Source organism: Shewanella sp. S1-49-MNA-CIBAN-0167, from assembly GCF_040310145.1.
GTDB lineage: Bacteria > Pseudomonadota > Gammaproteobacteria > Enterobacterales > Shewanellaceae > Shewanella > Shewanella psychromarinicola.
This window is the reverse complement of record NZ_JBEOPO010000002.1, coordinates 62236-83268: the sequence shown is the minus strand read 5'-3', so window position 1 is coordinate 83268 and position 21033 is coordinate 62236. Positions and strand designations below refer to the sequence as shown.

13 protein-coding genes are annotated in these 21033 nt (G+C 39.0%); 7 read left to right on the top strand and 6 right to left on the bottom strand.

The features are described 5' to 3' along the window. Window positions 1–22 precede the first annotated feature (22 nt). The 4 genes from AAEZ00_RS01445 to AAEZ00_RS01430 all read left to right on the top strand — a co-directional run bounded on the left by AAEZ00_RS01445 (window position 23) and on the right by AAEZ00_RS01430 (window position 5511). Window positions 23–1693 (top strand): DEAD/DEAH box helicase, encoded by a 1671-nt coding sequence (locus AAEZ00_RS01445; protein ID WP_351088123.1) that lies wholly within the window; start codon window positions 23–25, stop codon window positions 1691–1693. Then, window positions 1694–3514: an ATP-binding protein gene (locus AAEZ00_RS01440; protein ID WP_351088121.1), complete on the top strand. Its 1821-nt coding sequence runs from the start codon at window positions 1694–1696 to the stop codon at window positions 3512–3514. 5 nt (window positions 3515–3519) lie between these two features. After that, a complete protein-coding gene (locus tag AAEZ00_RS01435; protein WP_351088119.1) occupies window positions 3520–4968 on the top strand; it encodes a hypothetical protein in 1449 nt (482 codons plus the stop codon). A gap of 216 nt (window positions 4969–5184) precedes the next feature. Beyond that, on the top strand, window positions 5185–5511 hold the full coding sequence (locus AAEZ00_RS01430; RefSeq protein WP_351074980.1) for a hypothetical protein: 327 nt from the start codon (window positions 5185–5187) through the stop codon (window positions 5509–5511). 6 nt (window positions 5512–5517) lie between these two features. Here the strand turns inward: AAEZ00_RS01430 and AAEZ00_RS01425 are convergent, their stop codons facing one another. Further along, window positions 5518–5685 carry a hypothetical protein gene (locus AAEZ00_RS01425; RefSeq protein WP_351074978.1) on the bottom strand — a complete coding sequence of 56 codons (168 nt, stop codon included), beginning with the start codon at window positions 5683–5685 and terminating at the stop codon, window positions 5518–5520. A 198-nt stretch (window positions 5686–5883) separates the two neighbouring features. On the opposite strand from AAEZ00_RS01425, the gene AAEZ00_RS01420 reads away from it, so the two are divergent. Then, on the top strand, window positions 5884–6213 hold the full coding sequence (locus tag AAEZ00_RS01420; RefSeq protein WP_351074976.1) for a hypothetical protein: 330 nt from the start codon (window positions 5884–5886) through the stop codon (window positions 6211–6213). Window positions 6214–6318: 105 nt separating this feature from the next. Here AAEZ00_RS01420 and AAEZ00_RS01415 read toward each other — a convergent pair whose 3' ends face one another. Genes AAEZ00_RS01415 through AAEZ00_RS01405 form a run of 3 tightly spaced genes read right to left on the bottom strand, consistent with a single transcriptional unit; the run spans window position 6319 to window position 9023 of the window. After that, a complete protein-coding gene (locus tag AAEZ00_RS01415; protein WP_351074974.1) occupies window positions 6319–8190 on the bottom strand; it encodes a DNA phosphorothioation-associated putative methyltransferase in 1872 nt (623 codons plus the stop codon). Window positions 8191–8232: 42 nt separating this feature from the next. Next, window positions 8233–8403 carry a hypothetical protein gene (locus AAEZ00_RS01410; RefSeq protein ID WP_351074972.1) on the bottom strand — a complete coding sequence of 57 codons (171 nt, stop codon included), beginning with the start codon at window positions 8401–8403 and terminating at the stop codon, window positions 8233–8235. A 17-nt stretch (window positions 8404–8420) separates the two neighbouring features. Next, window positions 8421–9023, bottom strand: coding sequence for a hypothetical protein (locus AAEZ00_RS01405; RefSeq protein WP_351088117.1), 603 nt, complete (start codon window positions 9021–9023; stop codon window positions 8421–8423). Between the two features lie 702 nt (window positions 9024–9725). Between AAEZ00_RS01405 and AAEZ00_RS01400 the strand changes: the two genes are divergently transcribed. Both AAEZ00_RS01400 and AAEZ00_RS01395 read left to right on the top strand, forming a co-directional pair. After that, a complete protein-coding gene (locus AAEZ00_RS01400; protein ID WP_351088115.1) occupies window positions 9726–11675 on the top strand; it encodes a methyl-accepting chemotaxis protein in 1950 nt (649 codons plus the stop codon). Between the two features lie 102 nt (window positions 11676–11777). Continuing rightward, entirely contained in the window at window positions 11778–14642 is a 2865-nt protein-coding gene (locus AAEZ00_RS01395; protein ID WP_351088113.1) for a sensor domain-containing protein, read from the top strand. Window positions 14643–15168: 526 nt separating this feature from the next. On the opposite strand, the gene AAEZ00_RS01390 is transcribed toward AAEZ00_RS01395, so the two are convergent. Both AAEZ00_RS01390 and AAEZ00_RS01385 read right to left on the bottom strand, forming a co-directional pair. After that, on the bottom strand, window positions 15169–17562 hold the full coding sequence (locus AAEZ00_RS01390; RefSeq protein WP_351088111.1) for a sensor domain-containing protein: 2394 nt from the start codon (window positions 17560–17562) through the stop codon (window positions 15169–15171). Then, window positions 17559–20126, bottom strand: coding sequence for a chemotaxis protein CheB (locus AAEZ00_RS01385; protein WP_351088109.1), 2568 nt, complete (start codon window positions 20124–20126; stop codon window positions 17559–17561). Before AAEZ00_RS01385 ends, AAEZ00_RS01390 begins: the two co-directional genes overlap by 4 nt. Window positions 20127–21033 lie beyond the last annotated feature (907 nt).

Here is a 21033-nt window from a genome sequence, read left to right as displayed (position 1 = left end):
TAAGCAAAAATAGGAAGACATTATGCTTAAAGCTATACTTAGTCAATTTAAACTTAGTGCGTTGAAAAAACTCGCAGGTCAAGAATCTTTAACATTTTTTGAACAAACACTTAATATCACTCCTGATTTCTATGAGGAAAATAGTCAACATGATTTACTTGCCGAAGCAATAACAAACGCTAATCCTGCAGCATTATTTACAGATAAAGAAAAACGTGATTTTTTCATAGATAGGATATCGATAAAGTATATAATTGAAATATTTGATAAAATTAACGGTGAGATTTTAACACGCGAAGATATTGATGCAGAACATTATGCAGGTTTAAAAGAATATGCGGATCGATTTTATGCTCATTTTTTAGAAGTGATAGGTTTATTTAGTCACGATGACCAGACATCTAATTATAAAGACCAATATCGTGGTCAAATATCTATTAAACCACAGTATGGTTTATATCCCTACCAGGTGGAAATATCAGAAAAAACATTTAAAACTATAGAGTTAGGCGAAAATAATCGTGCGGTAATTCACTTACCTACAGGTGCAGGTAAAACAAGAACAGCTATGCATATTGTTTGTAGGCACTTAATGACCAAACCTGATGCATTGGTACTTTGGTTAGCTAATTCAGATATTTTGTGTGAACAAGCAGCTGAAGAGTTTGAAAAAGCTTGGACTTATCTAGGGAATAGAGAGATTTTACGTGGCTTATTCTATAAAAATAATACATTTTCTCTAAATTGTTTACACAGGGGCTTCATAGTCGGTGGTGTACAAAAGTTACATTCTTATTATAAAAATGAAACATGTAATTCAGTATCTTTGTTCGATAAGCGAATAACGTTTGTTATTTTTGATGAGGCACATCGTGCTCTAGCATCCACGTATAAAGAGTTAGTTGATAGATTTTTGCTAAATTCACCTAATGCAAAGCTTATTGGCTTAACAGCAACACCCGGACGAGTCTATAAAGATGATAAGCCTGAGTTAGATCCACAAAATCAAGCGCTTGCTGAAATGTTCGGTAATAATAAGATCACTATGGATGTTGCCCCTGCACAACCCATGGAATATCTAATTAATAAAAACTATCTAGCTGACCCTGAGTTTATTGAGTTAACTTATGACGACATAGATTTATATGACTCTTTAAATACAGAACCAATAACTGATCGCGAAATTTTTTCTAAATTAAGTAATTCAAAGAATCGTAACTCAAAGATTTTAAAAACAGTTTCAAAAGAAGTAAAGAAAAATAAAGCTAAAGTTATTTTATTCGCATGTGATATTGAACATGCGAGAAATTTAGCATTTGCATTATGTTGTCTTGGAGTCAAGGCCGCATCAGTCGATAGTAAGTACACTTCACAAGAAGAAAAAGAGCAAATTATAAACTCTTATAAATTTGGAGATTTAAATGTACTAGTTAATGTTGAAATGTTAACAACAGGTTTTGATGCCCCGCAAACGAATGTAGCAGTGATAGCGAGACCAACGGAATCATTAGTTTTATATTTACAAATGATTGGTCGAGCAATACGCGGTAATACTGATCAAACGCCCAAGAAAGCAAAAATTTATACAGTTATTGATGAGATATCAGACTTTAACAATGTTAACTTAGCTTTTAAACATTGGAATGAGATGTGGACAGAACTTGAAACGAAAAAAAATAATAAGGATATTTAAATGTCATTAGTTAATCCTAAACAGTACATTATTTCAGCACGTTCTAACGGTTATAAAGATACGGCTTACGCAATAGCTGAACTTGTTGATAACTCAATACAGGCTGGTGCTAATAAAGCTGAAGTATTACTTTTTGAAGGTTCTAACCGAAATGTTCAAGAGATAGCTATAATCGATAATGGTTCCGGAATGAGTCGAGAGTTATTAGCTTCAGCTCTGGGTTTTGGTGAGTCTGGTCGTGATAAAGATATCGATGGCAATGTACTTAATGAAGATGCGTCGGTAATGGGTAAGTTTGGTATGGGATTACCCAATGCTTCAGTCTCACAATGTAAAAGGGTTGAAGTATGGAGTTGGCAAGTTAATGCTGAAGTAAATTATAGTTACTTAGATGTCCAAGAGATTATAGATGGTACTTATAGAGATTTGCCAGAACCCCAAGAAAAAAAGATTTCAATGAAGCTTTTAGATGCTGCTTTTGATGGGATATTACCGGAATCAGGCACTATTGTTCTCTGGTCAAATTTAGATAAGTTAAAGTGGAAACGATCAGTAACTTTATTTGAAAAATCCGAGTTTCAAATAGGTAGAATGTATCGACGATTTATTTCCGACGGTAAATGTACAGTGCAATTTAAAGTTTGTGATTTAAATGGCAACAAAAAAAATAATGCATTATTTTCCAACAATAATAGTTTTATAAGGCAGTCTAATGATGGTTTCATAAGAGCAAATGATCCTCTGTATCTTACAGCTGAAACTTCATTGCATGAACTCCCAGGTTTACATCCTGATGAGTCTCCAACTTTGTTTGAGGAGTCTGAAAATTTCACAATAGAGATTGAATACAATAATAAAATTCATACTGTAAGTATTCGTTCATCTATTGCTAGACAAGAGTTAATTGAAAAGATTTTGTCTGAAGATTCACGTTCTGCTGGTCATAGTAAGTGGGGTAAACATTGTGAAGCAAATCTTGGTTTGTCTGTTATGCGCTCAGGTAGAGAGTTAGAGTTAATAACTAATCAATTTTTCGATAAAAGAAAAGGTGCAGAAAAAGAAAGGTGGATAGGTTTAGAAATTGATATACCACCATCTTTAGATGAAGTTTTTGGTGTGACAAATAATAAACAGCATGCTCATAATTTAAAAGATTATTCAAATAATGATTTTTATGATGGTAGTGGAAAAAAGCTAGAAAATATCCCTGAAATATTAGATTATTTAAAAAGTACAGGTGAAGATGATACTGCAATTTTAGTCAGCATATCAAAAAAGATTATAACGGCAATAGATAATCTACGAAAGAAGCTAAATGGATTGAATGTAACAAAGAAGAACTCGAAACTAATTGAAACTACTGACGATGATAAAGTGGGTATAGTTGTTAATGCTGGCTTTGCTAAGAGGGATGAAGTCAACACTGGTCGTACTATGTCTCAAGATGCTAATTATGAAGAATATGAAAAAGCATTAGTAGATAAGTATGGTTATAATATTGAAGAAGCTAAATACGAAAAAGATAAACTGCAAGCATTAAAATCAAGAATCAGTGTTAAATATTCACAAACATCGGATCACTCATTTTTTGAAGTTGAAAATTTGCAAGGGATTACGGTCTTAGTTATTAATACAGAACACCAAGTATATAAAGATTTTATTTCTAATATGGAAGACAAAGACAAATTATTATTTAAAGTTATGCTTGGAGCATGGGCGCGTCTGGAAGATGAAACTTTAGTCGACACAAGGAAACGACAGTTAGAGAAAGCTAGAGCTGATTGGAGTGCGATTATTGAAGATATGTTTGATGAGTTATAATAATTATGTTTCAACTTAATCATATAATTAATGTTCTATGTAATAAGGGGCTATCAGCTTGTCCCTTATTTTATTTTGATAACTTTAAGTTTACAAATAAAATTTATTTATTAATACAAAAAGGAATAGATGTTAATATTTCTTTTGAGCAGATTTATTTGTCACTAAAAGGAACGCCTTTTGATTCATGTAGATATTTTAAAATAAAAAAAATTACTATTTGGTTTAAAAATGCACACTTAACTTGCATCAGAATTGATGATGATGGCATGTCAATGATCAATGAGCCTCTGCCTGATTATTTAACAAATGGTTTTTCCCATAACCTAAATCTTGTCGATTTTGATGAGAGATTTATGGCTTTTGAACTATCTTGTGAACCTGTAATAGGTATGGATTTAATAGATGGGTTATTAGATGAGCTAAAAGTTTTAGAAAATGGTTTTAAAATTATTAATAATCATGATGATAATTTTAAATTAATATTTTTTAATTCACCAAATGAACAACTTGGTAAAATAAAGCGTGATAGGAATATTGTTGAAACTCTAATAAAAAATAAGTTGGAACAAACAAATGGTCGATTAAAAGGAATAAGGTCAGATTATTTAAAGGAGGGTGTTAATTTATTATTAACTCCTATGTTATACGGTTTTGAAGAGATCACATCATTAGAAAAACATATTAAAGATAGTGTTTTGGCATCTCCTGCTGTGAACAGTGGATGCCATCGTCAAGGTAGAGATAAAGTATTAAATAATTCTTTTAATAAAATGACAAGTATAGATAAGTTTAAAATGCCAAGTGAACTCCAAAAGGCTTTGCAACTATTGCAGTCTTTTTATGATAGAGTTTTGGTTGTAAATGATATTGTTGATCTTAGTTATTTCACTTTGTTAAATTTGAAAATGTTTAATCAGGAAGACATAGAACGTTTACTTGATTTTAAGCGTAAACTTGATAGTGCATTAAAAGTAGTAGAGAAAAAAACTGGTGCATTAAATAGTTGTAATAATTTTACACCTACAATTTCAAAAGTTATTAATGATTCGTCAGTTAATGTGAAAAAAAATGAGCCAGCAACAATTGTTCAAAAACAAGATAATAATATCAATAGTGGTAATGCAGCACTAAACTCTAGTTCTACAACTATTGAAGCTATCTTTAGCAAAAACCAATTTGAGATACAGGTAAAAAATATTAATACTTTTGATGCTTTTGACTTTGAATTATTTAATGATAAATTAATAATCACAATAAATAGATCACATGTTTTTTATCAGCATTTATATAAAAACTCATCAACAGAAGTCAAGGTAGCATTTAACATGATGATTGGCTCAATTTGTCATTTATCACATATCAACATATCGGATAAAGTTAGGCAACAAGATAAGCTTTTCTTTTCTAGATGGAGTGAGTACTTAGAAGATTTACTTCTTGGAGGGAATTAAAATTGCTTTTTACAAATGAATCTTTTCAAGACAATTAGGACTTGATTTTACTAATGCAAAGGTCACTATAAAAATTGTTTCTGCATATGTCACATTAAATGCTTGCGAACTATTAGTTGAGAGTAGTAAAGCTAAACAGGTAAAAAAGTTCTAGTTGGTAGGTTTACACCTTCTGACTTTATTTCTGGGTCTAGTAACATCAATACTTTAAGATTATTGCTAGAGCATGAAGTAAAGGTTAAAGCACTTAGTAATCTCCATGCAAAATTTTACCAAATAGATACTGATGTTATTTATTCAGGAAGTGCAAAATTTACCCATAATGGTTTGTCACTCATTAGACAAGGTAATTTAGAGGCGATATTTCAAATACCTTTTGATACTCATACAGATGCTTTTATTCAAAAGATAATTGTAGGTGCAACAGATATTTCTGTTGAAGTATTAAACAAAATGGATTATTTTATTAGAAGCTTTGACCTTTTGAAAAATCAAGATATTCCTATGGTTTGGGCAAACGAAATAATGCTTGGGACAAAGTAAGTCCTTTTATCCAGCAACACCGGCTTTATCCACTTCTATATAATCAAAAAAGTCGACATTAAGATGCCACATCTTAACCTTAATGCGTTCTCGTAAGGTGGGTAGTGGGCTTGTGTCGAAATTATCGTATCCCATAAAGCTGACTTTACCTGAGGTGATATGGATTTTAACCAAATCGAATTCATCGAGTTCGCCATACTATTCACATTTGCGCCCACATAGAAACGCTGTAATGCTACAGGTAGTCGATTTGCAATTTAATTTCTACCGTTTTTTTGTTAAGTAGTATGGTAATAATAATTTTTTTGCTAAAATTTAGTTTTTACTATTAATAAAAAAATAGAATTATACCTTCAATTAAAAGGAATTATTATGTCATCTGCTCAATTATACAAGCTCAGTAAGACACCAAGTGGAAAGGCATTATGGACATATATGGCTGCTGTACTTAAAGCAACTAAGATGGATAAGGGACAAGTATATCCACTGAAAAAATTTCTAGGTAATTTTAAAACACACCTAGACAACAATCGAGTTAAACTTGTTGAGGGTGGCTATCAGTTAACTCCTAAAGGTATTGATTACTTTCAAGACCGTTACAATGTAGCTAGCCGACAACACATTAATGAATCTGAAGTAGAGATAATGCTAAAAGGTATTCTAACGGGTGTAGGCAATGATGAATGGGTTGCACTCGGATAATCTACAGTCTTATTAACTGTGATTTAAGCCAAATTATTTTAAATCTAAAATAATTTGGCTTTCGACGCGCTTCCTTACATCTGATTTATTATATTTTACAATGCTTTATTTATAATATTGCTCTTTATCCATCAACACCGGCCGTTTATTTACTTCAACATAATCAAAAAAGTCGACATCGAGCTGCCACATCTTAACCTTAATGCGTTCGCGTAAGGTGGGTAATGGGCTGGTGTCGAAGTTGTCGTATCCCATAAAGCTGACTTTACCTGATGTGATGTGGATTTTAACCAAATCTATCTCATCTAGTTCGCCATACAGTTGTACTGCAGCGCCAACATAAACACGCAGTAGTGCAGGTAGGTAACTTAAGTATTTTTTATGGAATTCTAGTGAGTGGCCGCTATTGAGTTTACTTGCGGGCAGTTTGTTGTCGTGTGCGTCGTTACAAGCTTGTTCAATAAGTTGGGTGTCTGCGATGGCAAATAATAATACTTTGGCTTCGCTGATGGCTACTTTGTAAGTATCAAAAAAGATTTTGATGTCGCGTTTTTGCTCGTCGGGTAATCGACTGTAACCTTTGTGTTGTTCGAACTGACTCAATGCAAAGTATACCAGTAAGTCTTCACGCCTTAAGGCTATGGCTTGTTCAAATTCGAGTTCGGCGGATCCGCCTTGCACTTGTATAAGTAATTTAAAGGCTCTTTTAGCATTACCGAAATGCATTTTAATGTTGGCAGATTCGGCAAACTCGTCATCTACTGGTATGCGGCCAAGCTCTAAACATCTGTCCCAAAAAGCGGTTAACAATGTTTGGTGTTGAGTGAACAATAACCGAGCTTGTTCTTCGCTTGTTGGTGTCGGTGTGGTTATTTGGTGCCATTGGTGATGGCGTTGATGCCGCTTAGCTAAAAAGCGTTGTTCTTCAATTTTGTCACGGAAAATATAATAAATGCCCGGCGCAACAGCGATAGCATTTTCGTCTAACGTGCGTTCGATATAACCTTTGAGCTCGGCCTGAGCATAATATTTTTGAAACGTATTACGTGAGGTAATGACACCGTCTTTATAGGGGGTAAATTGACTGATAAAGCTGTCGTTTGCCAGCATGGCTGACACTACCAACAACTTTCTAGACAGATGCCAAGCGCCTCGTATTGCTTCGGTTCTTTCTATTGCGTCTTCGATGACGTTAATGACAAAGCCAATGTTAACAATGTCGGACTCAACTTTGTCTGAGTCTGGGCAAAAATTAGGGTCCCAGCCTAATGCTTCTAAACCGTGGGCTTGTAGCTCTCTTAAATCATCACCTCGGCCACATCCATAATCAAATACACTGTAATCACCATTTAAGTAACTTTGTTTTGCAAGATGCTTCATGGGTGAGCTTAGATCATGCCGCACCAATGCGGTTTTATGTCGGTCGATATTACTGTCGTCATTGTTTTCAGTTGTAAAACTAGAACTTCTAAAAAGCCGTCCATCAACGAGTTCGTAACCGTGCTGTTGGATTATTTTTTCCCATGACTGTTTAAAGCCTATCATGCGACTTTTGGTATACAAGCCTGCATTTTCGCCTTCTTGTGTTATGGCGACAAATTCTTGATAACAAGGATGAGAGCTTGGCAACATGGTTTCTTTACGATGCAGAATGGGTGGATTGTCGCTGGACAAGTATTGAGTGATGCGATGTTCAAGCTTACTTAAATCAACGGTAACGCTTTGCGTGAGTGCAGGGTAGGCTTCGGTAAAAAAAGTAGGGTATGACAAGAGTGATAATTTAAATTCATTTTTACTGAGCTTGATCACTTGCCATTCGTCTACAGAAATTTTTAATGCATTACTGACGGCAATAATAAAACCACTGAGTTGTTTATCTATTTCAGCGAATCCGTCTTGGTGTAAATAATGCGCGTCGGGTAATTTTTTACCTAACGGCATTGTTGTCACAAGCTTTTTAAATAAAACTGCATCCATAATGTATTTCCGTTTCGTTTAGGTGATAAATCTCAACGACATTTACTTTTGTTCAATTAAGTACCAAAAACGGTTGCCTTGTTTTTTGTACTTAATTTTTCCTGCTTGGCGCATATGCATTAAATGACAAGAGGATATTTTTAGCTGTCGCATGGTGTCTTTACTGTTTAACCATTGCGACGTCTGGTCTGTTTCTGTTTGAGGTTTATCCATGATGCCTCGTTTTGCTGTTAATAATCGACTTGCTGAATTACCTTTATAGCCACTTCTCCACGTCCTTTTTTAGACGGTACTCGATGTCCGGTGTCGGCGTTGGTTTTCATGGTTTGAATAAACTGATTCATTTTCGGCCCAATGCTGATGTGCAAAGATCGGTCTTTGCCATAGTAATATAGGCGATCAAACTTAAGATTTTCACAAATCCACAGTGCGACTTGCTGCATATCGACTTCTTTGCCGTCATTGATCTCGTTATGGCTGTCGAGCAGGGTGAAGTCGCATGCTGCGCCTAAACGGTCGCATATAATTTTTTTATTTTGATTGAGTTCATGGGAGCAATGTTGATCAAGCTTTGGCGCAATATGAGGATTGCGATTTTTAGCAATTTTTCTGACAAGCTCTGGTGAGCAGAACCCATAAGTGAGCGCTATTGGCCCGAATTGATCGACGATGGGGTCAAGTATTTGGGTGGCTAATAAACTGAGGGCGCGCCAAGTGTCTGGTTGCAATGGCAGATTTTCAATTTGATGTTCGATAGCCGTTGAACCGCAGTTTATTAACGCTGCGTAGGTAAAATAGCGGCTCGCTTTGCCATTGATATTATAGGTAAACAATCATCATCCATTATCTGTGTTCAATTGGGGGTAACAATACCGTGTATTGATTACGCTGACTAGATTGAACTGCTAATCACGATGATAAACCTATGAAATTGTGATTGAGAATGAACATAATCAGCAGTGTCCGGCTGCCATCGCTAAATGCTATAAGTCTGAAAAACGCAGAATAGAGGCTCGTAACGGATTTATCGATGTGATCAGTAAAAGAATGAGGTGTTCAAACTCATTTTTGAACATAAAAGGCTTAGCACTAAAGCGTTAGAGGACAATCTATGGGGTTGATGATAGTTGTTGCTAGTTGTTAATAGTGGGTGTTGATAATCGGTCCGGTCGCGATTGGGTTTTTAGTTCAATTCTTATGGAGATTTCAGATTATTTAACCTTAACGCAAGATGATAAACCGTTATCAAACAGCTCTTTGAACGGTAAATGAAGTTGTATCAACTCACATGTGCTGCCTGCTGCCGCTACGATTGCGATTGTCGTTTCTGTTATCAAAAATGAACTTTTGCAAAATAACGTTAACAAGTTAAAGGTTAAATATTGATCACATTTTTAACATCACTATTATGCAACGTGATCAAACCCGATAAATCAAAATATCTAAGATGTTATAGTAACTCATTGATTTCTATACAGAACGCCACTCGGTAAAGTGTGGCGTTAAATTGAGTTTTCTTGTTACTAGGATAATATATGTTTAAGGATTTACGATTAGGCTTAAAAATAGGCTTAAGTTTCTTTGTGGTTTTAGCCCTTCTTTCGGTAGTACTCGGTGTGGGTATTATCGCACTTAAAAAAGCGGATGAAGGGATCACTCGATACGAAGGTCTCGCGAGAGAAACCAATTTTTCAGGGCTTTTGCAGGCCAATATGTTAATGGTTCGGATGAATGTGTTGGGCTATCTTGACACTCAAAATGACAATAATTTAACCCAATATAAAGCCTACCTTGATAAAATGGATACCTTCTTGGTTAAGAGTAGAAAGGAAATCCAACAACCAGAACGTGCGCAAATTATAAAGAGCCTTGAGACATCGATAACCAAGTATAAAAATGCTTTTTCTAGCGTCGTGTCATTAACGGAACAACAAAACAGCATACTTAATGACCAACTCGTGCCTCAGGGAGAGGTGATGGGAGAGGCTATCGCTGCAATAATTAAGTCGGCCTATGATGATAATGATGCCAAAACCATTTATAACGCCTCCCATGTTCAAGAGAAATTGTTATTTGGACGCTTGTACGTTGTCAAGTTTCTGAAGTCTAATACTCAGCAAGATTATGGTGTAGCTATCAACTCGATGGACACTAAACTGGTAGAAGAAGCAACCGAGCTAAAACAATACTTATCAAATCCTACTCATAAATCACTATTATCTCAATTTTTAACGGCGCATCAGAAATATTTACGAGGCCTTAATGATATTCATCAGCTTATAAAAGACAAAAACGAACTCATTAATAATACACTGAAAAAAATTGGCCCGCAGGTGGCGAAAAGTGTAGACGACGTAAAACTGTCTGTTATGGCAGAGCAAGATATATTGGGCTCTGAGATAAAAACAAATACTAATGACAGTATTAACCTCACTCTGCTCCTGTCTTTTGTTGCCATTCTTATGGGCTCAATAGCGGCGTATTTGTTGACTATCGCCATTACTCGTCCAATAAGTCAGGCAGTTAAGGCCGCTAATCTACTGGCAAAGGGCGACTTAACCATCGAAGTTACAAGTTCAAGCCGCGATGAAACTGGGCAGTTACTCGCATCCATTCAAGGGACCGCCACTAATCTGAGAAATATTATTGCGACCATATCAGGCGCCAGTATTGAGCTTGCATCCGCCTCACAAGAGTTGGCGGTGGTGACAGAGCAGTCAAGCCAAGGGGTGGTAAACCAGCAGACTGAAACAGATTTGGTTGCAACCGCAATGAACGAAATGGCTGCGACGGTTAATGATGTTGCTAGTAATGCTAGTAATGCGGCTGGTGCGGCTAATCAAGCAGACAATGACGCGAGTAGTGGTAGCCAGGTGGTTGAAAAAACGATTTTAGCAATCAATACCCTTGCTGACAGGGTTAATGAGTCTTCTGAGAAGCTAGGTGAAGTCGAAGACGCAACTCTTAATATTGTGAAAATCTTAGATGTTATCCGAGGGATTGCCGACCAGACTAATTTACTGGCACTCAATGCTGCAATTGAAGCAGCCCGTGCTGGTGAGCATGGACGCGGCTTTGCCGTCGTGGCCGACGAAGTTCGCTCACTTGCTCAGAGAACCCAAGGGTCTACCCAAGAAATCCAAAATATGATTGAGCAGCTTCAGGCTGGAACCCAAAGCACGGTAGCGGTAATGACTCAAGGGAGAACTCAAGCGGCAGAGTGTGTGGATCAAGCCAATGAAACGGGGCGTGCATTACAGGCAATTACTCAGGCTATTAGTGTGATTAACGACATGAATATTCAGATTGCAAGTGCATCCGAGCAGCAAAGCTCTGTTGCAGAAAGCATTAATAAAAATGTGATTAATGTAAAGCATATTGCCGAAGAAAATGCGGTGGCTGCAAACCAGACAAGAGCCTCTGCTGGTGAGATTGCACTTTTATCTGAACAGCTAAAAGAATTGGTTGATCAATTTAAGATTTAACTATACTTACATTGATAATCAAGCGCGTCTCTGTGATGCGCTTGTTTATCTTTCCCAACAGCAATTATCCTGGTTGGCTTCAAGTCAATTAATTAGATATGAATGAATATTATTGAACTTATCACCCCGATATCATATTTGATATTGACCACCTTATGGTTGGTTATTGTCGGCATTTGTCTGCTAAAACGTAGACAATTAACAACCCTTGATGGAGCTGTTGGCGGAACGGTTGCCGTTCTCCTTATTATCCTTGGCATTGATGCCGTCAGGGCCATCATTGAAAGTGTCTATTTGGGGTTGTATTTTACCTCACTGTACGGGCTGATCCCAAAAGCTATCAACGAGCTGTTGTCGCAACCCTCTTGGCTCATTATTCCCCCATTAATCAATGTTGCTGCTGGCTTGCTGGTCATCTGGCTTCTCCTCAAGCGTTGGTTACCAAGCGAGCTGGGTGAATGCGAACAAACATTGCGCGCTCTTGAGAAAGCGAAAACAGCATCCGTTAATAACGAAAGGTTGTTTACCTCAATTTCTAATTGTGTAACCGACGGCTTTATTTTTGCGGACCCAGACCGCCGAATTATATCGATAAATCAGGGAATGGAACTCTTGTTAGGGTATCGCTCTGATGAGCTTGTTGGGAATACCACATCGATTATTTATGCCAGCAATGAAGAATATGAGCGACAAGGTCGAATGTATTTTAATCTCGCCGCTGGAGAGAAACTCAAACCTTATGAAGCCAACTACCGCCACAAGGACGGCGGGATCGTTGTTGGCGAAACCAGTCGAATTGTGATTAAAGATGTTACCGAAAATAAGCGCACCCAAATAGCTTTGGAAGAGACCGAGAAGAAATTTAGGGAGCAAAGCCAACGTTATGCTGAAGTGATTTGGGGCGCCAATATTGGCACCTGGGAATGGAATGTACTAACGGGTAACATTATATTGAACGAACGTTGGGCCGAGATGTTGGGCTACTGCCTTAAAGAGCTTGAACCCATTAGCATCGAAACCTGGGAGGGTCTTCTACATCCCGATGATGCAAATGATACAAATCAATTGCTAACGCGTTGTTTCAGGAATGAGACTGAATCTTTAGAATGTGAGTTTCGGATGCAGCACAAAAACGGTAGCTGGGTCTGGATCCTCGATCGTGGGCGGGTAGTTGAGTGGACAACCGACGGCAAGCCGGTGCGAATGTCCGGCACACATCAAGACATCACTAAGAGTAAGCAATCAGAAGACGTACGCAAACTTGCTGCCAGCGTATTTACCTACGCCAAAGAAGGGATCACCATCACCGATACCAACGGTGTCATCATAAACGTTAATGATGCTTTTAGTGCTATCACCGGCTACTCACGTGGTGATGTGATAGGACTAAATCCGCGAATGCTTAAATCGGGACTTCATTTACCAGAGTTCTATAAAGAGATGTGGGCCACGTTGCAACAAAAAGGCTATTGGACGGGGGAGGTCTGGAACAAGCGTAAGAATGGTGAGGTTTATCCACAAATACTTACCATAAGCTCGGTACTCGATGATATTGGCGTGGTGCAAAACTACGTTGCCCTATTCACCGATATTACTGCGATTAAAGAGCATCAGGGACAATTAGAACGTATTGCTCACTATGATATGTTAACAAGCTTACCTAATCGTACATTATTGGCAGACCGTCTAACCCAATCCATGAAGCACAGCCAACGTCAACAGTCATTATTAGTGGTCGCCTTTGTTGATTTGGATAGATTCAAAAAAATTAATGATACCTACGGTCATATCGTTGGTGATGAATTATTAATTGTGGTCTCATCTCGCATGAAGGAAGCCCTACGTAATGAAGATACGCTGGCTCGCATAGGCGGGGATGAGTTTGTCGCTGTGATAGAAAATATACAAACAATGGCGGATTGTGAGCCTATCTTAGAACGACTATTGCTGGCTGCATCGGATCCTGTGGTGGTGGGGGGCGTTAGGTTGGAAGTATCTGCCAGTATTGGTGTCTCAATTTATCCACAAGATGGCGTCGATGCAGATCAACTTATACGCCATGCCGATCAAGCCATGTATGTTGCAAAGCAACAGGGTAAGAACCGCTATCGCTTGTTTGATTCTGCACATGATACCGCAATGGTAAATCAGCATGAAGCGTTGGAACGCATACGTAAGGCCTTGGACGGGAGTGAGTTTTTACTTTATTACCAACCTAAGGTCAATATGAAAACAGGGGAAATGATTGGCGTTGAAGCGTTAATTCGTTGGCAATGCCCCGAGCGTGGTTTAATCGGCCCTAATGAGTTTTTGCCTGTCATTGAGGAGCATGTTCTCAGTATTGCGCTAGGCGAATGGGTCATTGGTACCGCACTGAGCCAAATTAAGGCGTGGCAAACGCTGGGCTTGGGTATCCCTGTCAGTGTCAACATTAGCGCCATTCAATTACAGAGTGAAGATTTTGCCACACGTTTGGCTGAGTTATTGGCCGCATTCCCCGAGGTTGATCCTAGCGCTTTAGAATTAGAAGTCCTTGAAACGAGTGCGATAGGTGATTTGTTGCAGGTTTCTGAGACCATGCTCGCCTGTATTAAGCTGGGGGTTAATTTTGCATTAGATGATTTTGGTACGGGTTACTCTTCATTGAGTCACCTCAGGCGTTTGCCCGCGAGTTTGATTAAGATAGACCAGACCTTTGTGCGAGATATGTTGATTGACTCCGATGACTTGTCGATTGTCGAGAGCGTGGTGGTATTGGGCAAGACATTTAAGCGTGACGTTATTGCCGAGGGAGTAGAAACCATCGCCCATGGTGTTGCATTATTGCAATTAGGCTGTGAATTGGCGCAGGGGTATGGGATTGCGAGGCCGATGATGGCTAAGGACATTCCTCTGTGGGCGGAAAACTGGCAGCCAGATGTTGCGTGGCGACAGTTTTGCCAGCCTAAATTAGTCTCCGCAAATTAGTCTCCGCAAATTAGTGTGGATCAGTGCGAATTATGAGATAACAATCAGGACATTTTGGACTTGATACCGTGCAGAAACAGCACTGTATCAGGTAAAACCACGAGTAAATGCCCCTATACTTGGCCTCTCGGCGTAGATTGACATATTGTTGCCTGGGGCACTGACCACAACTTCCGATGACCAAAAAAGACGATTAAACAGACAGTAGACAAGATAAAAAACTAAAGGGGGTTTACTCATTTAGGGGCGTGCGACAAGAACTAGCACCAACATAAACGTGTTTGAGTTAACGCTCGTAAAGTGACGGTTTGTATTAGGGAACGCATGCCAATGTGATATGTACTAACACTTTCAGTAATAGCTGAAGAAATATCGTTATTGTGCCAATTTTGGAAAACGAGATACTTTTAGAATGTCAGATTAAGGGCGGAGAAGAAAGTTAAAAAAAAAGGTTACACTTACCCCACTTGTTACTGACCCCACTTGTTAAGTCGTTGGATGGGTTTCAAGTAGTCCTACTGTTTATTCAGCTTAGCCAACTAGCATCGGGCTTCCAGTCACTTATCCACGCAGGAATATCACTGGCAGGCATTGGTTTGGCAATACCATAACCTTGTGCTAATTCACAGCCTAGTTGTAATAGTGCGGTGCCGTGTTCAATCGTTTCAACGCCTTCAGCAATCACGTCACGTTTGAATGATTTAGCTAAGGCTATCACGCCTTCAACAATGGCTAAATCATCAGCGTTACTCAACATGTCTCTCACAAAACTCTGGTCTATCTTAATCAAGCTGGCAGGTAATCGTCTAAGGTAAGTCAGGGACGAATAGCCTGTGCCAAAATCATCTAAAGCAAAATTAACGCCGAGGTTCATGCAGTCATTCATGATGGTTGAGATATGATGCACATCCTCTAAGGCACTTGTTTCTAACACCTCTAGCTCTAAATAGCGCGGCTCAACATTGGGGTGGGCTGCTAGCAGAGTCGTTAGCCTCTGTGTAAAGTCAGGCTGCTGTAAATGTACTGCCGCAATGTTCACGCTAGTGCTTACCGTGAGATTAAACCCCATTGCTTGCCATTGGCTGATTTGTGTCAATGCGGTATCAATAACCCATTCACCTATTTCAATCATCATGGTGTTATTTTCAATGACAGGCAAAAACTCAATTGGATTTAATATTCCTCGCTCTGGATGTTGCCAACGAATAAGCGCCTCGACCCCCACCACAGTTCCTATCTTCATATTAACTTTAGGCTGATAATAGAGTACAAATTGATGATTATCTAATGCGCAGCGAATAGCTTCTAGACTTTCCCGTTGCACTTTAATCGCATCATCTTGAGCTGTATCAAATAAATGATAACAATTCTTACCGGATTCTTTAGCCATATACATAGCTTGATCGGCATGCCTCATAAGTAGGTCTGCATCCACATCATCTCGCGGATAGAGAGTGACGCCAATACTGGCTGATATATTAAATATTACACCACCCACGGTGACAGGATCTGACGCTGCCAATAATAATCGCTCTAATACAGGCTCACAATCTTCGACTTTAATTAAATCGGCTAATACCGCCACAAATTCATCACCGCCAATACGGCCTAAGCTATCACTTTCACGTAGCGCCTCTTTCATACGGACTGAGAGTGCAATAAGTAGTTCATCCCCTATATCATGCCCATAGGTATCATTTACTGTTTTAAAACCATCTAAATCTAGGAATACGACAGCGAGAGACTGCGCGTGACGACGGCATTGCAACATGGCTTGAGATAATTGGTCTGATAGTAAAACACGATTTGGCAGATTGGTCAGTACGTCGTAATGGGCAATATGCTCTAATTCGTCTTGATGCGCTTTCATCGGGGTGATGTCGGTAGCTAAGGATACATAATGGGTCGTAATACCGTGTACATCACGTACTGCAGTAATTGTTTGCAATACACCATACACTTCGTTATTTTTACGGCGATTCCAAACTTCGCCATACCAGTAACCTTCTGTGAGTAAGGTTTGCCACATATTAGCGTAAAACTCAGGTGATTGACGTCCAGATTGGAGAATGCGAGGGGTTTGTCCAATAGCCTCTTCGCGGCTGTAGCCTGTGATAGAGGTGAAGGTGTCGTTGACTTCGATAATGCTAGCTTTAGCATCAGTAATCATAATGCCTTCACGGGCGTGAGTGAATACCTTGGCGGCAAGCACTAACTCATTGGCGCGCTTTTCTTTGTCTGCGTTGGCAAGAATTAACTCGTCTGCTCGCTTATCCTTTTCTTTGTTTTGAAAGGCAAGTTCTATGTTGGCAATAGCTAACTCATTGGCGCGTTTTTCTTTCTCTTTGTTGGCTAGATGTTGACTGTTTTCAGCTTGTTTTCTCTCAGTAATGTCGATCATCGCGGTAAGACAGTCCGTACCTGTGATGCCGATATTGGCCTCGATATCTAGCCAAAGCGTATTATTGTCAACTTGCCCTAAGACTTCACAGGATTGTATACCGTTACCACCAAAGGCTTTTCCCAGACAACGTTTAAAAGTCTCTCTATATTGTGGTGTTACGTAGTGTGAAAACGGTTTCCCTACCAAGTTAGCACGCTCAATACCCAATAGACTCGCGCCTCGTAAATTGACCTGATTGATTATGCCATTTAGGTCAAAAACAAAGTAAGCAATCGGTGCAAATTCAAATAACTCGGTGTAACGATAATATAATCTCTCTGTTATCCGAGCTTGCTTTAACTCCTCATTTTGCATTTCCAACTCAATCTGATGAACCTGCAATTCGTGTAGCATCTTTTTGGCAGCATAGTCGCTAGGGTTAGTTTGCTTGATCCCCGTTTGTTTTTTCAGTTGTGCTTCCGCACACTGGCGTATCGCTTTGGCGGACAGCATGGCTGACTTTTGAGGCGGCTTCATGTGGTAGGCCTTATCTTACGTAATTCTGACTCAAGCAGCTTGGCTTCACTAATATCTGTAAAGGTAATCACCACGCCATCAATCACATTTTCTTGTGTACGATAAGGCATGATGCGGACTTTGAACCAGCGTTTATTTTTAGCCGTTATTTCTTTTTCTATGAAGACAAGCGTCTTCAATACTTCCTTTGAATCTTCTTGTAGTCTGACATAATCTAATTCAGTGACGATGTCGGACAATGCTCGGCCCACATCACTTTGGATCAGCTTGAATAGATGAGTAGCATAGTTGGTGAAGCGTCGAACATGCAGTTCGTTATCCAGAAAAATGGTGGCAATTTGCGTACTATCAAGCAGGTTCTCCATGTCGTTATTGACCCATGACAAATCATCGACTTTGGATCGTAGTTCAGTATTGACGGTTTGCAATTCTTCATTCATTGACTGCATCTCTTCTTTAGACGTGGTCAATTCTTCATTGGTGGATTGCAATTCCTCATTAGTGGATTGCAGCTCTTCATTGGCCGATTTTAGCTCTTCCTGAGAGGATTGCATTTGCTCGCGAAGCGATTGTATTTCGTCATGTGCTTGTTGTAATTCGGCCTGACTTTCTTTCTCTGCTGAACCCCGTTTTCTGCGTGGCAACTTGGTCGGCGTCAACATCTCAGTAAACACCACCATCATCAGGCCAAGCAAAGCTTTTGGCTTAGTAATAGCTTGTACCGTCAAATTAATAGTATGTGTGTCTACCGTCAGGTTTTTAATGTTTACAGGCTCTATTTGCAACTGTGCTTTCATCATAGCAAGGTGAATTTGATGTTGTAGCTCTTCACGCGCCATGACGTGAATGTTCCAGTTGGCTTTCCCCGCGGCAGGCTCTAAATATTTTCCCGTGCGACCATTGATGTAGATAATATCGCCTGCCGCATTGACTAAAACCGCTGCTGGCGAGTAGCTTTGTAGGAGAATTTGATCTGCCTGCATTTGTAGGTTGGTAATATTTGTCGTCATCTTACTGGTTCTCTCAGGTTCATTTTCTACCAAGGATATGATGGGAAATATTCGTGTCGGGAAGTCGACTTCCATCTGCGGTGCAGTGCTATCAATGCGGGTGTAGATCCGTGTGTTTTCCTTGATTTCTGTGAACAATGAGGTGGAATTACCAATAGTTTCAGCATTACCCAAAATCAAAATACCATGAGATGTCAATGTGTAGTGGAACAGTGGGATTAACTTTTTTTGTAATTCCGGCCCAAGATAAATCAGAAGATTACGACAGGTAACAATATCTAGCTTGGTGAACGGTGGATCCATGATGATATTTTGTGGAGCAAAAATAACCATGTCACGTATTTGCTTGTTGATGCGATAACCACTGCCATCTTTAATGAAGTATCGATTCAATTGCTGTGACGACATATCTGCCTCAATGCTTGCCGGGTAATAACCTTTTCGCGCAATATTGATGGCATCTTCACCAACATCGGTAGCAAAGACTTGTAGTTTGAAACGCCCTTTATGTTTAACCTCATCCAATACATCCATTACCGTCATCGCGAGCGAGTAGGCCTCCTCACCAGTGGAACAGGCGGTCACCCATGCCCGAAGTTCTTTACCTTCAGGATAATTGGCCAATAGTGCTGGAAGTGTGACTGACTTGAGCTGCGCCCAAACTTTATGATCTCGAAAGAAATTTGTTACCCCAATTAACATTTCTTTGAAAAGTAGGTCTTGCTCTTGTGGATTATCACGCAGATAGTGCGTATAGAGAGATATGTTTTTAAGCTGATGCAGATCCATACGCCGTTCAATACGACGATATATGGTGTTTTTCTTGTACAGTGAGAAGTCGTTGCCGCTTCGTTCACGCAGTATAATAACGATCTGCTCTAGTGCGCTAGTTGACTTGAGTTTCAATCTCGTTGGGACATCTCGTCGGCTATGTTTGAGAAAGGCTGCAATCCGTTCAGGTAGTGCTTCAGCAGGGGCGACAATGTCAGCTAGTCCCATATTAACAGCGCTATGAGGCATTGAATCAAATTTTGCGAACTCAGGAGACTGCACCACAGACAGACCTGCATTTTCTTTGATGGCACGTAAACCTAGTGTGCCATCGGATCCCATTCCAGATAGAATAACACCCACAGCCCGTTCATTCTGATCATTTGCCAGAGATCGAAAGAAGAAATCAATGGGTAACCGCAATCCGCGACTCTCCACCGGGTCAAGCAGAAGCAATGATCCGTGAAGGATGGATAAATCTTTGTTAGGTGGTATTACATATACACAGTTCGGCTTTACTTCCATGTCGTTGCGGGCTTGCGTTACTTTCATCAAGGTCGTGCGTTGCAACAGCTCTGGCATGATGCTTATGCGAGTGGGGTCAAGGTGCTGAATGACAACAAATGCGATGTTACAGGGCGTTAATACATGGGAAAAGAAATCTTCCAATGCTTCCAAGCCGCCAGCAGAAGCACCAATGCCGACAATGATTGGTGTGTTCACCACAGCCAATTTACAAGGATCCTTAGGATGCTTAGTCAATGTTTTGCTTTGGTTTTTCATAAGATAAATTTTTTATTATGCATATATTTATTGTAGACGAATTTGCGGAATAAGTAAGCCTACTAATTGCTGGAATATTGTCATTTAACCACCAAGAATGAGTTTACTTTAAAGAAGAGCTATTTTATTTGTGCTTCATAGACAGGATCTTTAGTGTAGGCATAAATAAAAGAGAGAAAAAGGCGCTTGGTGTGATCAGATTAAGTCGCCATTTAAATGCTTATGGTCCAGTTTATAATTTTTGCTTACCTTTGGTTTTTGGTTAGATGCCTCCTAGTTAGTTCTTTGAACTGAAAGGTGGGTTAACTTTAATAAGGTTTTAGGTTGTTCAAACTGAAATTATATGTGCACTACGTAATAAAAATATTGTTAATAATCCTTTTTGATAAAAACACCTTAGATGGTGCTTGCTCTTATTTTTTTGACATGGTTCTACCTTAACTCAGGCAGAGATTATCCATTTTTTGCACTTCCAGTTGAACGTCTGGTAATAGCTAAGTAATAGTGGACACCGTTTCCATTGATTTTTGCCAATATGTGATGTGTGAAATCACTTACTCCTTACATGAGATAATATATGGAAGGTAGATATGAAAGATAATATGAGTGGTATATGCACTAACAAGGAAGGGGCGAAAATGATTTAGAGTTCACGCTAAACATTTACGATTCACATTACAACTATTATGGTTAAGATTTATAACAATAAAAAAATGTAGAATAGGATCTATAGTTAAATGGCTAAGTGCTGTGTGTCATGATATTTGTGATGCATGACTGAACGTCCAATTTACACAGGTAGATAACATAAGCTTACAGCAGTCATATACCTATAATGAAGAACTTACTATACTATATTTAATAGCTGCTTGTTAATAGTTAATTACTTGTTTAATAATAGAAATAT